Raw genomic sequence first — 13,541 nt, forward strand, 5'->3', positions numbered from 1 at the left:
GTGGGCTGGGATATGTTTATAAGTGACAGTGCGGGTGGCCCGGACAGATGTCTGTCCGGGCCACCCGCATTCGTGCCGTTGCACTACGCCTTCACAGTCGTGTCCTGACCTGCAGGCACAGTTCGGTCCTGGCTACCAGCGGTACCAGCGACCACGTCGGCCACCGCTGCCACTGGACCGGGCAACGAAACCGAGCAGCCACAGCACCAGTACGGCAATGGCGATCCACCAGAGAATCTTTACTGCGAATCCGGCACCGAAAAGGATCAGGATCAGCAGGAGAACGAGAAGCAGGGGAACCATGGTTATCAACCTCCAGGCAGACGTGTGCCCCGAGGATTCCTTGGCATGCACGCTGAATTAGCACTGCTTTTCGCGCCCCCGCCCCCGCACCCGCCCCGGGCCTCGGGGAGAAGCGGAAGGGTCACACGCAACGGGCGTGCGCGACGGGCACGCGCGACCGGCGGACGCGACCAGCACGCGCGACCGGCGCGGCGCGACCGGCGCGGCGCGACCGGCGCGGCGCGACCGGCGCGGCGCGGAACTGCGGAACTTTCGCGCCCGCCCGGGCGTCGGACAGGCAGGAGACCTGCACGTACCACGGGGGAATGTCATGCGGCTGAGACGCGTCGAGGTGAAGTGGCCCCGGCTGCCGGGGAGCAGGCGGGGGAAGCGACGCCTCGTCCAGGCCGTCATGGCGGGGTGCGTCCTGGCCCTGATCCCCTCGACCTGGACGTACGCGGCGGCCGGCGGGCGGGTCGGGGAGGTGGCCCGGGCGCCGGAGCGGGAGGTGGCGATCGTCTTCGGAGCCGGGCTGTGGCGGGGCGAGCCGACTCCGTACCTGGCGAGGCGGCTGGACGCGGCGGCGGAGCTGTACCGGGCGGGCAAGGTGCGCGTGGTGCTGGTGACGGGGGACAACGGACGCGCGGAGTACGACGAGCCGGACGCGATGCGCGGCTACCTGGTGTGGCACGGGGTGCCGGACAAGCACGTGGTGAGCGACTACGCCGGCTTCGACACCTGGGACTCCTGCGTACGGGCCAAGAAGATCTTCGGCGTCGACCGGGCGGTACTGATCAGCCAGGGCTTCCACATACGGCGGGCCGTCGCGCTCTGCGACGCGGCCGGGGTCGAGGGCTTCGGGGTCGGCGTCGACGACGTGCACGACGCGACCTGGTACTACGGCGGGGCCCGGGAGATGTTCGCCGCGTCGAAGGCCGCGCTGGACGCCGCGTTCAAGCCCGATCCGCACTTCCTCGGTGAGCGGGAGAAGGGCGTGACCGAGGCGCTGCGCTGATCACCGGCGGCACCCTGGGGCGAGGGGCGTGGTGGGAGCGGGCGTGGGAGTGTGCGGGGTGCACGGGGTGCGCCAGGCGTGCGGGGAGCGGGGTGCGCGGGGCGTGTTCAGCCGAGGGTGACGTGGGTGATGGTGCCCTGGTCGTCGACGAAGACGTTCACCCGGTCCGGGCGGTAGTCCTGCGTCACGAAGGAACCCGGGGTGACGATCCGGTACGGCTCGGGAAGGTCGCGCTCGTGCACCAGGCGGTCGGCCGGGACGGCGAAGGAGGGCCACTCCCCGGCGCGGACCAGTGTCCTGCCCACCCACTGCGCGTGGTCGGGTGCGGAGGCCACCGGGGGGTGGGGCTCGGCGGCATGCGGCTCGGCGGCGCGGGCCTCGCCGGTGGGGGCGAAGAAGGTGGCGGCCAGGGCTGCGGCGGTCACGAGGGTCTTCAGGTGTGAGCTGTGCATGCAGGGCAGGTTGCTACTGGTAACGGGCAACCACCAAACCCGTTACACCCGTTCGAGTGGGCGGCGTGTCGGCGCGTTCGAAGGCGGGGCCCGATCGGAGGGGGGTGCGGGAGAGCCGTGGCGGATGGACGGCTGTTCCAGAATGTCCGGGTTGCCGTTGGATTCGGGTACGGAGCGGCCGGAGCCGGCGGTGCATCCGCTGGGGGGGCGGGGGTGTAGGTGGGACGGGGTGTCGGTGGGCGGGGGCGGGTTGTTCGGCTCCGCCGGGGGGCCGCCCCCTTGCCCGCCCGTTCCGCCCCCCCGGGGGGGCGGCCCCGCCGCCCAAGGGGGCGACGAGCGCGTGCATGTCGGGCAGGGGCCTCATCTGTGACGGGCACGTCTGCGAGGGGCGCGGCGCGGCGCTTGCTACGCGGCGAAGGGGCGGGCGGACTTGGCGTCGCGCAGGGCCAGGGCCCACCAGGAGAGCTTCCCCAGCAGGGACTTGGCGGCGGTCTCGCTCGCGTCGGAGTCGGTGTGCTGCCCGTCCTCGTCGAACTGGCCCCACGGCCCGTGGAAGGAGACGGTGTCGCGGATCGTCACCGCGTGCAGTTCGGCGAAGACCTGCCGCAGGTGCTCGACGGCACGCAGACCGCCGGAGAGGCCTCCGTAGGAGACGAACCCGACGGGCTTGGCGTGCCATTCGGTGGTGAACCAGTCGATCAGGTTCTTCAGCCCCGCCGGGTAGGAGTGGTTGTACTCGGGGGTGATGACGACGAAGGCGTCCGCGGCCGCCAGTCTCGCCGCGATGGCGACGTGTTCGGCCCGTACGGCGTCGGAGGGGTTGAAGGAGAGGGCGGTCGGCAGCGCCACGTCGGCGACATCGACGACGTCGAGTTCCAGCCCGCCGAACTCCTCGGCGCGGGTAAGGAACCACTGGGAGATGACCGGGGCGAAGCGCCCCTCGCGGTTGCTGGCGACGACGACGGCGACCCGGACGGGCCTGTCGTCGGCGGAGTCGTGGCGGGCGGTGACAGCGGATGCGGTGCTCGTGAGGTCCATGCCGAGAAGACTCCGACCTCAAGCAAACTTGAGGTCAAGCGCGGGCGGGAAACTTCTTTCCCGGTACCGTGCGCCGAGCCGGGCCCCGCCCCTCTCCGGCATCTCTCCGACCCCTCTCCAACCCCTTCCTCCCCTCTCCGGCCCCTCCCTCTGGCCGCCCTCCGCTCCCCGAAGTGGTTGTTCCGTCGCACCGTCACCCATTCGGTCCGGTGCGCCGCCTGATCCCCCGCCACCGCCGCTGACCTGCCCGAACAAGCTGGCGTACGGGTGAAGGAGCAGCCCCCGGCACCCTATGACGCGCCGTCTCGGCAGGCGGGAGGAGCCGGACGCCGTTTATCTCGGAGACAGCGGTACGCGCCAGAGGTACCGGGACACGGACGCCTGACACGCGGACGCCGGACGCCGAGGATGCCGGATCCCGGACACGCCGGAAGCCGGACGCCGGACAGCAGTCGGCCGACGGCCGGCCGGCAGCAGGACGAAGAGCAAGAGCGGTACGCCCCCGGAGGACTCCCATGCACCAGCCCGTCGCCCGCCCCCGCCCCCGCCTCCGCACGACCGGCACGGTGATCGCCGCCGCTGCCGCCGTCCTCGCGCTGGGCGCACCTGGTGTGCCGGGAGCGGGCGGGGTGGCCCATGCGGAGAACGAGGACGCCGCCGGGGAGCTGGAGTTCAACCCGCCGACGGCGGCGCCCGGCACGGAGGTCACGGTGAACACCACCGCGTGCGGGCCCGAAGGCGCCGGCAGTGGCGAGGCCTCTTCGCTCGGCGTCAACGAGTTCCCGATGGAGAGGGCCACCCACAAGGAAGTGCTGGTGGGCAAGTTCAAGGTGCCGAACCACACCACCGGCGGCGAGTACCCGGTCACCGTGTCCTGCGCGGACGGACAAGGGTCGGCGATGGGCGCCCTGTGGGTGGAGGCGGGCGCACCGGTGCCCAGCCCCCACCACCCCTCCCCCACGCACAGCCCCACCACTCCCACGGGTCACGTACGCACCGGTGTAGGCGGCGGCACGACCGGCCCCGGCACCCCCCAGATCGCGGTGGGAGCGGCCGTACTGGCCGCGTCCGCCGTGGGCGGCGGCTGGCTGCTGCTGCGTCGCCGGGCGAGGGAGACGCAGCAGCACGGCTGAACCGCCGCCGATCCGTGTCCCCGCCCTTCACCATGAGTCCCGGGCGGGGACACGGGCCGTACGCACGAGTGGACCAGTGGGAGTGCCCCCATGCCAGTGACCGAGCCGCCAGGAAGTGCCCCGGGTGCCGCGGGCTCCGCCCGGCTCCGCGCCCAGGGCGCCCTGGTCGTCATTGCCGCGCTCACCGGACTGTGGCTGGTCAGGGAGGGTGCGGCGGAGGGCACAGCCCCGCCGCAGCCGACCGCCGCCGAGGCGTTCGCGGCGGGCCGCGCGGACCGGTCGGGGGGCCCGCCTCCCGAGCGCCCCGCGGCTGCCGCACCCGCGCCCGCCCCACTGCCGCCGTCCGCGCCTCTCCGGCTGCGTATTCCGCAGATCCGGGTGGACACCCCCGTGATGGGGCTCGGCCTCGGTGCCGGGGGCTCTCTCGACGTACCGCCCCAGGACGATCCCAATATCGCGGGCTGGTACCGGGACGGCACCCCGCCCGGCACCTCGGGCACCGCGATCGTCGCCGGGCACGTCGACACGGCGAGCGGCCCCGCGGTCTTCTTCCACCTCGGTTCGCTGCGCAAGGGGCACACGGTGGAAGTGCTGCGCGAGGACGGCAGGACCGCCGTGTTCACCATCGACGCGATCGAGGTGTACGACGCCGGGAAGTTCCCGGACGACAAGGTCTACGGCAAGGCCCCCCGCCCCGAACTGCGGGTGATCACCTGTGGGGGCGGCTTCGTCGAGGGCCAGGGCTACCGGGGCAATGTGGTGGCGTACGCGCACCTCACTGGGGTGCGGGCGGTGTCCGCCACCCGAACCGCAGGATCGCGGCCGGACGAGAAGGCAGGTCCGGAGACGGACGACGAAGCGGGACCGCGGCCGGACCAGAAGGCGGCACCGCGGGCGGACGACGAAGCGGCACCGCGGGCGGACGGGAGAGCGGGACCAGGGCCTGTGGCCCGTCGGCCGGGTGCCGGTGGCGTGGCTCCCGGTCTCAGGCCGCCACCCACTGGTCGTACGCCAGCTTGGCCACGAGGGTGAACACCACCACCAGCAGCACCACCCTGACGAATCCGCTGCCCTTCTTGAGCGCGGTGCGCGCGCCCAGCATGGCGCCCGCCAAATTGAACACCGCCATCAGCAGCCCCAGTTGCCACAGCACGTACCCCTGGTAGGCGAACATGGCGAGCGCCCCGGCGTTGGTGCACACGTTGACGATCTTCGCGGTGGCGGACGCGGTGACCATGTCGAAGTGCAGGATCGCGGCCAGCGCGAGCACCAGGAAGGTGCCGGTGCCGGGCCCGAACAGGCCGTCGTAGAAGCCGATGCCGCAGCCCGCGAGGAGGATCGCGGCGAGGATCCGCTGCTTGGTGGCGGGGCCGGTGGCGGGCGCGGTGCCGAAGTTCGGCCGGAAGATGACGAAGGTGCCGACGCCCACCAGAACGACCATGATCATGGGGCGCATGACCTCGTTGCTGATCCCGGCGGCGAAGAACGCCCCGGCCATCGACCCGGCGAGCGCCGCGATGCCGATCCGTACCGCGATCCGCACGTCCACCGGCGCCTTGCGCACATAGGTGATCGCCGCGCCGGTCGTGCCGACGATCGCGACCGCCTTGTTCGTACCCAGTGCGAACGTGCTCGCCATGGTGCCCGGCAGCCCCATGACCAGGGCGGGCAGGAGCAGCAGCCCGCCGCCGCCCACCACCGCGTCGACCCATCCGGCGGCAGCAGCCGCGAGGCACAGCAGGATGACGGCGGTGATCGAGATGTCGGGCATGGCCACGACAGTACGAGGCACCACCTTCATGGGCCACTTACTTGATGGAAAGTTGAGCAAGGCCCGAACCGCCCGTTGCGGGCGCCCGGTCGGGGGCGGGCGGGGCGGCCGGCGCGACGGCCACGGACAGGAAGGTCGCGGTGAGCGCGCTCACGCCGAAGAGCCCGGCGGCGACGTGCCGACGGGCCCGGGCGGCGACGGCAGCGGTGCGGAGCGGGGCGGGTCTGCGGTGACGTGCCATGGGGGCTGGGGTCCCTGGAGGTTGGAGTCGGAGGACGGAAAGCGAGGAGGGAAGCGAAGAGGGGAAGCGGGGGCAGGGGGCTAGAAGCTGAAGACCTCGGCGTGGATACGGGACTCGGGCACGCCGGCCCTGCCCAGCGAGACGGTCGCGGCCCGTGCCATCGCGGGCGGCCCGCACAGGTACACGTCGTGTTCGGCGATGTCGGGCAGCAGTGCGCGCAGCGCCTGGGGGGCCATGGGGTCGTACGCGGCGTCGGACGCGCCGAGCAGGAAGTGCAGTTCGGCCCCGCGGACCCGGGCGATCTCCTCCAGCTCCGCCCTGAGCACCAGCTGCCCCGCGTTGTTGGCCCGGTAGAGCAGCGTCAGTTCGCCGGGGCCGCCCGGCAGGGTCTCGAAGAGGGCTCGCATCGGAGTGATGCCCACGCCGCCGGCCAGCAGCAGTACCTTGCGCCGGGTGCGCCGGTGCGCGGTCATCGCCCCGAAGGGTCCGGTCGCCAGCACCCGGGTGCCGACCCGCAGCCTGCGCAGCCGCCTGGTGTGGTCGCCCGCCGCCTTGACCGTGATCCGCATGGTGTCGTCCCTGACCGGCGCGGACAGCGAGAACGGCAGCGCGGTGTGCCACACCCGGCGCTGCAGGAACCGCCACCGGAAGAACTGGCCCGCCTCCGCCCGCAGTTCGTCGAGTCCGGTGCCGCGCACCACCACCGACACCACACCGGGCGCCTCGTCCCGCACCTCGGCCACCCGCAGCCGGTGCCTCAGCGCCTGCCGTACGGGCACCACAGCCCGGTACCAGACCAGCAGCACCGCCACGCTCGCGTGCAGCATCGCCCACGTCCACAGCACGAGCGGATGGCTCGCCACGTCGGGGCCGGCCAGCTGGTGCACGAAGCCGAGTCCCGCGCCGAGGTACGTCAGGAGGTGGACGCCCCGCCAGGTCTCGTGCCTGACCCTGCGCCGGACGGCGCGCGCCGAGGTGACGCCCACCGCCGCGAGCAGCAAGGTCCCGGCCACGGCAGCCAGGACACCCCCGTAGCCGAGCAGCTCCGCTCCCGCCGTGAGGAGGTCCGCTCCGCCGTGCGCGGCGTACCCGCACAGCGCCAGCACTCCGTGCGCGACGCACAGCGACAGCACGTACCGCCCGCCGAGCGCGTGCCAGCGGGCCAGCCGGTCCGCGCCGACCCCGTGCTCGACGGCGGGCACCCGCGCCATCAGGAACAGCATGACCAGCACCCCGTACCCGGCGAGCAGCCCGGTCAGGTGCGCCCCGGACGCGAACAGCACGTCGAGCCGGAACGACGGCACGGCCTGTACGCCCCACAGCACGCAGACGGCCCCGAGCCCGGCGAGGATGCCGGCCCGGACGGTACGGGGCGACAACCGCGGCGCCACGGGCGCTGCGGACGGAGCCGTCAGCACCGCGGCGGCCGACGCGGCACCGGCTGCGGGAGCCGCGGCGCGGGCCGCGTCCGGGCCCGGGGCCGGACGGGGCCCGTCGCCTCGGGGCTGGGTCGTGCAGGGTGGGGTCGTGCGGGGTGGGTCGGTGCGGGGTGGGGTCGTGCGGGGTGGGTCGGTGCGGGACAGGTAGGCCGCCAGGGCGGGGTAGGCATGCGCCGGCGGTGGGGTGGCCTCGATCGTCACAACCGGCACACTAGGGGTGGCCGCCGGGGAAAATGGGCTGGTCAGAGCCGTGCGGCCGGTTCCTTAAGGCGGCCTTGAGGGAGTGCTGAAGGACGGTTAAGCGGCCGCCCTAGAATGGGGCAATGATCTTTATTGTCGTGAAGTTCCCCGTAAAGCCGGAGTACGCCGATTCCTGGATGAGCCACGTCGAGGCGTTCACCACCGCGACGCGCGCCGAGCCGGGCAACCTGTGGTTCGAGTGGTCCCGCAGCGTGGCGGATCCGGCCTCCTACACCCTGGTCGAGGCGTTCCAGGACGACGCCGCCGCCGCGCACGTCGACTCCGACCACTTCCGCGCCGCCATGGAGACCATGCGCCCGCTGCTGCGCCACACGCCGGAGATCGTCAGCACGACGATCGAGGGGCAGACGGGCTGGAGCGAGATGGGTGAGCTGAAGATCGGCTGACCCTGTCGGGCACGGGCGGGCCCCGGACGGGCTTCGGGCGGGCTGTGGACGGGTTGGGGGGCGGGCTCTCACACGGGGTGCCCGCCCTACCCCTCCAGATACCTGAGCACCGCCAGCACCCTGCGGTGCCCGCCCTCCTCCACCGCGAGTCCCAGCTTGGCGAAGATGTTCGCCACGTGCTTCTCGACGGCCCGGTCCGTCACCACGAAGCGTCGCGCGACCGACTGGTTCGTCAGCCCCTGTGCCATCAGCGCGAGCACCTCGCGCTCGCGCGGGGTCAGCCCGTCCAGCGCCGACCGCCGCCTGCTCGCGCCGAACAGCTGGGCCACCACCTCCGGGTCGAGCGCGGTGCCGCCCGCGGCGACCCGCCCGATCGCGTCCACGAACTCGCCGATGTCGACGACGCGTTCCTTCAGCAGATAGCCGACACCCGCACCGCCGCCCCGGCCGCCGCCCAGCAGTTCCGCGGCGTACCGCGTCTCCACGTACTGGGAGAAGATCAGCACCCCCACCCCGGGCCAGGTCCGCCTGATCTCCACCGCGGCCCGCAGCCCCTCGTCCGTCTGCGTCGGCGGCATCCGTACGTCGACCACCGCGGCGTCCGGCCGGTGCTCGGCCACCGCCGCCAGCAGCCGCTCCGCGTCGCCGACCGCCGCCACCACCTCCACGCCGCGCATCGCGAGCAACTGCACCAGCCCGTCGCGCAGCAGTGCGGAATCCTCGGCGATGACGACACGCAGGGACGAGGGCGCGGACGCGGACGCCGACCGCGGCTCGGACGACGACGACTCGCCCGGCGACGGCGGCTCGGACGGCAACGGCTCAGGCAGCGACGGCTCGGACGGGGGGCGCATGGTCGGGTGGAGCTCCCTCGGTCAGTGGGGCGCCCGGGCCTCCCGCTCCGGTACGCAAGGGCCCGCGGCCCCGGCAGGATGCGCCGGACAGGCCCTAACTGCAGGGCAGTACGACAGTGATCACGGTAGGCCCACCTGCTGGGCTGTCGCACTCCAGTGTCCCGTCCACCGCGCGGATCCGGCCGAGCAGCCCGCTCAGTCCGCTGCCCGCACCGACCACCGCTCCCCCACGGCCGTCGTCCCGCACCCGCAGCGTCAGCCGTCCCCCGTCCGCGGTCACTTCGACGTCCACCGCACCGGCTCCGCTGTGCTTGGCGGCGTTCGCCAGCAGTTCGGCGGTGCAGAAGTAGGCGATGGACTCCAGGGCCGGGTAAGGGCGCACTGCGATCCGGACCCGTACGCACACCGCCAGCGGACAGTCGGCCGCCAGGGTGGCGAGTGCGGCGTCGAGGCCCTGGTCCAGTACGGGCGGGTGGATGCCCTTGACGAGGTGGCGCAGGTCGGCGACGGCCTGGGTGGCGTTGCCCCTGGCGGTCTCGACGACGGCGAGCAGCCGGTCCCGGTCCGCACCGGCCACGACGAGCTCGCGGATCATGGTGAGGTGCATGCCGAGCCCGACGAGCCGGGCCTGGGTGCCGTCGTGGAGGTCGCGTTCGATGCGCCGCAGGGTGGCCGCCGTGTCCTCGACGGCCTGCGCACGGGTCTCCTCCAGGGTACGGATGCGCCGGTCGGCAGCCCCTGGACCGAGGAGCGCGCGCAGGACGAGGTCGTACGGCACGAGGGCCCGGCGGACCAGCCAGGGCGCGGCCGCCAGGAGGAGGGCGCCTGCCAGCACGACCACCACCCATCGCGGCCAGGTGTCCAGCTGTACGCCGAGGAGTTCGAGCGAGACGTGCCGCTCACGCCCGTCGGGCCCGTGCACCGTCTGGTAGTTGACGTGCTGGAGCAGCGGGTGCAGCAGGAAGAGGAGGCCGTACACATATCCGACGGTGGCGGCCACGAGCGCCGGGAGGGCGAGCAGTGGGGCGGCGCACGCCCAGCCGACGGCCCGCCATCCCGCCCGGTCGGCCAGCGCGCTGCGGCGCCAGCCGAGCAGCCCGGTCGCTTCCGCCCGTACGGGGTCCTCGATGTCGGCGCCCCGCAGCCGGCGTGCCAGGCCGCGCTGGAGGGAACCGAGGCCCGCCGCACCCCGTACGGTCGCCGCGATCAGCCACGGGCCGGGGGCGGTGACCGCCAGGGCGCCTCCGGCCAGCAGCCCGGCAAGCACCAGCACCGCGCCCACCAGGCCGAACGGCAGCGCGAGCAGGGCGTACAGCAGGGTCCTGGCGTGCGCCGGGGTACGGAGACGGACGGCCTGGGCGCCGGGCGGGAGGAGACGGCGGTGCATGGTGGCCACTAAAGCTGATGGATGACCGGCACGGACAGCAGCCCGCAGAGCGCCGCCACTCCCAGTGCGAGGGCGACGCTCCGCCCGAGACCGGCCCGCTCCCGTCCCAGGAGCCCGGTGGCGAGCCGTACGTGCAGCGCGCTCAGCCCCTTGACGACCCACGGCATCAGCAGCAGGAACACCACACCGCCCGCCGCGTGCACCGCCCAGGCGCCGGCCAGGGTGGGGCCGCCCCAGGACCGGGCGAAGTCGTTGTCGACGCGCAGCGGGTAACCGAGGTTGAGCGCGACGAGTGACCAGCCGTACCCCACGACGACGACAGAGACCAGCGCGAGCGGTGCGACGGCCAGGGCGTGCACCACCCCGAGCGGCCCTGCACGTTCACGTATCTCGGTGCCCGGGTCCGCCCGCAGCACCCGCCGCACCAGCCAGAACTGCATCCTGCCGACCGGGCCGCCCAGGAAGGCCACCGGGAGGCAGAGCAGGGCGAGGGGCAGTGCCAGGAGGAGGTGGGCGACCCGACGCCAGGTCGCGGACCGGAAGGGCTCGCGGAGGACGGAGCGCCATCCGGGGAAGCGGCGGTGCGGGGCGGGTGCGCCGGTGACGGGGATGCCGGAGCGGGAGGTACGCGCGCCGGGGGCGTGGGTGCCGGGGGCTTGGGTGCCGGAGCCGGAAGCGCCCGTGCCTTGGGCCTGGCCGTACGACGTGCCGGAGGTGTGCGTGGGGGTGTCCATGCCTCAAGGCTGGCGGCCGGCGGCCTCCCGGACGAGCGTGCCCGTACGGAGGTCCGCGGTTCGGTTTACCCCACCCCCGCGGGGTAAAGCCGCCCCGGAAGGCTCCTCCCCCGGACCTCCGAGAAGTGACATGCGGCCGCAACGGACCGGCCGTAAATCCGAGGCATGGTTGATCGTCGGGCCGTTCGGCTTCACGATGGCCCGGTCCGACGGTCGACCACTGGGGGAACAAGGCATGTCCATCAGTCGCAGAAATCTCCTCGCCGCGGGATCCGCCCTCGCCCTCACCGGAGCGCTCGGCGCCTGCGGTTCCAACACGGGCCGCGGCGGCGGAAGTTCGGGCGGCGGCGGTACGGGAGGCGGCGGTACCGGGCCGGGCGGCGGCCTCGCCCAGTGGTACCACCAGTACGGCGAGAACGGCACCGAGCAGGCCGTGCGGCGCTACGCGGCGGCGTACAGGAAGACCAAGGTCACCGTGCAGTGGCGGCCGGGCAACTACGACCAGCAGACGGCCGCCGCCCTCCTCACCGACAGCGGCCCCGACGTCTTCGAGGTCAACGGCCCCAGCCTGGACCAGATCCGGGGCGGTCAGGTCGTCGACCTCACGGACCTCTTCGACGGGGTGAAGGACGACTTCGACGCCGCGGTGCTGGCCCCCAAGACGTACCGGGGCAGGATCTACGCCGTCCCGCAGGTCGTCGACATGCAGATCCTCTTCTACCGCAAGAGCCTGTTGAGGGCCGCCGGCGTCGAACCGCCCCGCACGCTGGAGGAGCTGGTGGACGCGGCGAAGAAACTGACGGACAGGAGGACGAAGGGGCTCTTCCTCGGCAACGACGGCGGCGCGGGCGCCGTCGGCGGCACCCCGCTGTACGCCGCCGGGCTCTCCCTCGTCACCGCCGACGGCAAGGTCGGCTTCGACGACCCGGCCGCTGCCCGCGCGCTCGGCCGGCTGCGCGCCCTGTACGCGGACAAGTCGCTGCTGCTCGGCGCCCCCACGGACTGGGCGGACCCGTCCGCCTTCATCCAGGGGCTGACCGCGATGCAGTGGTCGGGGCTGTGGGCGCTGCCGGCCGTGGAGAAGGCGCTCGGGGACGACTTCGGGGTGCTTCCGTTCCCGAAGGAGGGCGCCGCGGGCAAGCCGTCCGTGCCGGTCGGGGCGTACGGGGCGGCGGTCAGCGCGCGCAGCAAGCAGCAGGCCGCGGCCAAGGAATACATCAAGTGGCTGTGGATCGAGCAGGCCGATTTCCAGACGGACTTCGCCCTGTCGTACGGCTTCCACATCCCCGCCCGCACCTCCCTCGCCAAGAAGGCCGACAAGCTGCGGAAGGGGGCTGCGGCCGACGCGGTGAAGTACGCGGGTGAGCACGGCTACGCCCAGCCGCTGCTGTGGACCCCGCTCGCCCAGACCGCGTACCAGGACGCGCTGAGCCGCATCATCAAGGACGGCGCGAACCCCGAAACCGAGCTGAAGAAGGTGGTCCGCAAGGCCGGCGAGGAGCTGCGGCGCGTGCAGAAGAAGTCCTCGTGAGCGGTGGCACCCCCGGTACGGCGCGCGCGTCCCGCGAGCGGGCAACGACGCGGGGCAAGGGCGCGAGGTGGGACAGCAAGGGGGGCACGAGGCGGGGCAGCAAGCGGGGCACGAGGTGGGGCACCCAGAACCGCACGCTGTGGTTCTGGGTGTTCGTCGGCCCCTTCGCACTCGGACTCGGCCTGTTCACCTACGTACCACTGCTGTGGAGCCTGTACCTCAGCTTCTTCGACGCGCACAACACCGTCTCCCCGACGGAGTTCGTCGGCTTCGCCAACTACGCCGCGATGCTGCGGGACGACGCCTTCACCAGCAGCATGGGCACCTTCGTGCTGTTCACCGCGTTCATCGTCCCGGCGACCTACGCGCTGTCCCTCGCGCTCGCGCTGATGGTGAACCGGCTCCGGTTCGCGCAGGCCTTCTTCCGGTCGGTCTTCTTCCTCCCGGCGGCCTGCAGTTACGTGGTCGCCGCGCTGATCTGGAAGATGTCGATCTTCAACGGGGTGCGGTTCGGGCTGGCGAACACCGTGCTCGGCTGGTTCGGCGCGGACCAGACCGCCTGGCTGTCGACCACCGACCCGCCCTGGTACTGGCTGGTCGTCGTGACCGTACGGCTGTGGCTGCAGGCGGGCTTCTACATGATCCTCTTCCTGGCCGGGCTGCAGCGCATCCCGCCGTCCCTGTACGAGGCGGCGTCGGTGGACGGCGCCCGCCCCGGCTGGCAGGTCCTGCGGCACATCACCCTGCCCATGCTGCGCGCCACCTCCGTCGCCGTCGTCCTGCTCCTGGTCATCAACGCCTTCCAGGCCTTCGACGAGTTCTACAACCTGCTCTCCGACTCGCGCGGCTATCCGCCGTACGCCAGGCCGCCGCTGGTCTACCTCTACTACACGGCCCTCGGCCAGGGGCAGAACCTCGGACTCGGCAGTGCGGGCGCGATCATCCTGGCACTGGTCATCGCCGTCGTGACCGTCTTCCAGGCCCGGTTCTTCGGCCTCGGCCGGAAGGAGGACTGAC

Annotated in this window: 14 protein-coding genes and 1 pseudogene; 6 read left to right on the forward strand and 9 right to left on the reverse strand. The window is 72.8% G+C overall.

The window, feature by feature from the left end; all coding sequences use genetic code 11:
• Positions 1 to 132: 132 nt before the first annotated feature.
• Entirely contained in the window at positions 133 to 303 is a 171-nt protein-coding gene (locus ACFWVV_RS15215; RefSeq protein ID WP_384341667.1) for a hydrophobic protein, read from the reverse strand.
• A gap of 310 nt (positions 304 to 613) precedes the next feature.
• On the opposite strand from ACFWVV_RS15215, the gene ACFWVV_RS15220 reads away from it, so the two are divergent.
• Complete coding sequence (locus ACFWVV_RS15220) at positions 614 to 1,297, forward strand: vancomycin high temperature exclusion protein (protein WP_384341669.1); 684 nt, start codon at positions 614 to 616, stop codon at positions 1,295 to 1,297.
• A gap of 107 nt (positions 1,298 to 1,404) precedes the next feature.
• On the opposite strand, the gene ACFWVV_RS15225 is transcribed toward ACFWVV_RS15220, so the two are convergent.
• Together ACFWVV_RS15225 and ACFWVV_RS15230 are read right to left on the reverse strand one after the other, a co-directional pair.
• Complete coding sequence (locus tag ACFWVV_RS15225) at positions 1,405 to 1,749, reverse strand: I78 family peptidase inhibitor (protein ID WP_384341671.1); 345 nt, start codon at positions 1,747 to 1,749, stop codon at positions 1,405 to 1,407.
• 405 nt (positions 1,750 to 2,154) lie between these two features.
• Positions 2,155 to 2,787, reverse strand: a complete 633-nt coding sequence (locus tag ACFWVV_RS15230; RefSeq protein WP_384341672.1) for an NADPH-dependent FMN reductase — start codon at positions 2,785 to 2,787, stop codon at positions 2,155 to 2,157.
• Positions 2,788 to 3,302: 515 nt separating this feature from the next.
• Here ACFWVV_RS15230 and ACFWVV_RS15235 point away from each other — a divergent pair.
• Together ACFWVV_RS15235 and ACFWVV_RS15240 are read left to right on the forward strand one after the other, a co-directional pair.
• The gene (locus ACFWVV_RS15235) at positions 3,303 to 3,920 is read left to right on the forward strand and encodes a hypothetical protein (RefSeq protein ID WP_384341674.1); all 618 of its coding nucleotides are present in this window, start codon (positions 3,303 to 3,305) and stop codon (positions 3,918 to 3,920) included.
• A gap of 90 nt (positions 3,921 to 4,010) precedes the next feature.
• A pseudogene (locus ACFWVV_RS15240) lies at positions 4,011 to 4,709 on the forward strand (class F sortase); the annotation flags it as partial.
• A gap of 196 nt (positions 4,710 to 4,905) precedes the next feature.
• Here ACFWVV_RS15240 and ACFWVV_RS15245 read toward each other — a convergent pair.
• The 3 genes from ACFWVV_RS15245 to ACFWVV_RS15255 form a co-directional block, all read right to left on the reverse strand.
• A complete protein-coding gene (locus ACFWVV_RS15245) occupies positions 4,906 to 5,691 on the reverse strand; it encodes a TSUP family transporter (RefSeq protein WP_384341676.1) in 786 nt (261 codons plus the stop codon).
• Between the two features lie 37 nt (positions 5,692 to 5,728).
• Positions 5,729 to 5,932, reverse strand: a complete 204-nt coding sequence (locus ACFWVV_RS15250) for a hypothetical protein (protein WP_384341678.1) — start codon at positions 5,930 to 5,932, stop codon at positions 5,729 to 5,731.
• Between the two features lie 80 nt (positions 5,933 to 6,012).
• On the reverse strand, positions 6,013 to 7,323 hold the full coding sequence (locus tag ACFWVV_RS15255) for a ferric reductase-like transmembrane domain-containing protein (protein WP_384342163.1): 1,311 nt from the start codon (positions 7,321 to 7,323) through the stop codon (positions 6,013 to 6,015).
• Positions 7,324 to 7,694: 371 nt separating this feature from the next.
• Between ACFWVV_RS15255 and ACFWVV_RS15260 the strand changes: the two genes are divergently transcribed.
• Positions 7,695 to 8,018, forward strand: a complete 324-nt coding sequence (locus tag ACFWVV_RS15260) for a putative quinol monooxygenase (protein WP_384341679.1) — start codon at positions 7,695 to 7,697, stop codon at positions 8,016 to 8,018.
• A gap of 86 nt (positions 8,019 to 8,104) precedes the next feature.
• Here ACFWVV_RS15260 and ACFWVV_RS15265 read toward each other — a convergent pair whose 3' ends face one another.
• The 3 genes from ACFWVV_RS15265 to ACFWVV_RS15275 all read right to left on the reverse strand — a co-directional run bounded on the left by ACFWVV_RS15265 (position 8,105) and on the right by ACFWVV_RS15275 (position 10,993).
• Positions 8,105 to 8,758: a response regulator transcription factor gene (locus ACFWVV_RS15265; RefSeq protein ID WP_384342165.1), complete on the reverse strand. Its 654-nt coding sequence runs from the start codon at positions 8,756 to 8,758 to the stop codon at positions 8,105 to 8,107.
• Positions 8,759 to 8,966: 208 nt separating this feature from the next.
• A complete protein-coding gene (locus ACFWVV_RS15270) occupies positions 8,967 to 10,259 on the reverse strand; it encodes a sensor domain-containing protein (protein ID WP_384341681.1) in 1,293 nt (430 codons plus the stop codon).
• An 8-nt stretch (positions 10,260 to 10,267) separates the two neighbouring features.
• A complete protein-coding gene (locus ACFWVV_RS15275) occupies positions 10,268 to 10,993 on the reverse strand; it encodes a sensor domain-containing protein (protein ID WP_384341683.1) in 726 nt (241 codons plus the stop codon).
• A 235-nt stretch (positions 10,994 to 11,228) separates the two neighbouring features.
• Between ACFWVV_RS15275 and ACFWVV_RS15280 the strand changes: the two genes are divergently transcribed.
• Together ACFWVV_RS15280 and ACFWVV_RS15285 are read left to right on the forward strand one after the other, a co-directional pair.
• Complete coding sequence (locus ACFWVV_RS15280; protein WP_384341685.1) at positions 11,229 to 12,524, forward strand: ABC transporter substrate-binding protein; 1,296 nt, start codon at positions 11,229 to 11,231, stop codon at positions 12,522 to 12,524.
• Between the two features lie 137 nt (positions 12,525 to 12,661).
• Entirely contained in the window at positions 12,662 to 13,540 is an 879-nt protein-coding gene (locus tag ACFWVV_RS15285; protein ID WP_384342167.1) for a carbohydrate ABC transporter permease, read from the forward strand.
• Position 13,541: the final 1 nt, after the last annotated feature.

The organism is Streptomyces sp. NPDC058663, from assembly GCF_042716745.1.
Classification (GTDB): domain Bacteria; phylum Actinomycetota; class Actinomycetes; order Streptomycetales; family Streptomycetaceae; genus Streptomyces.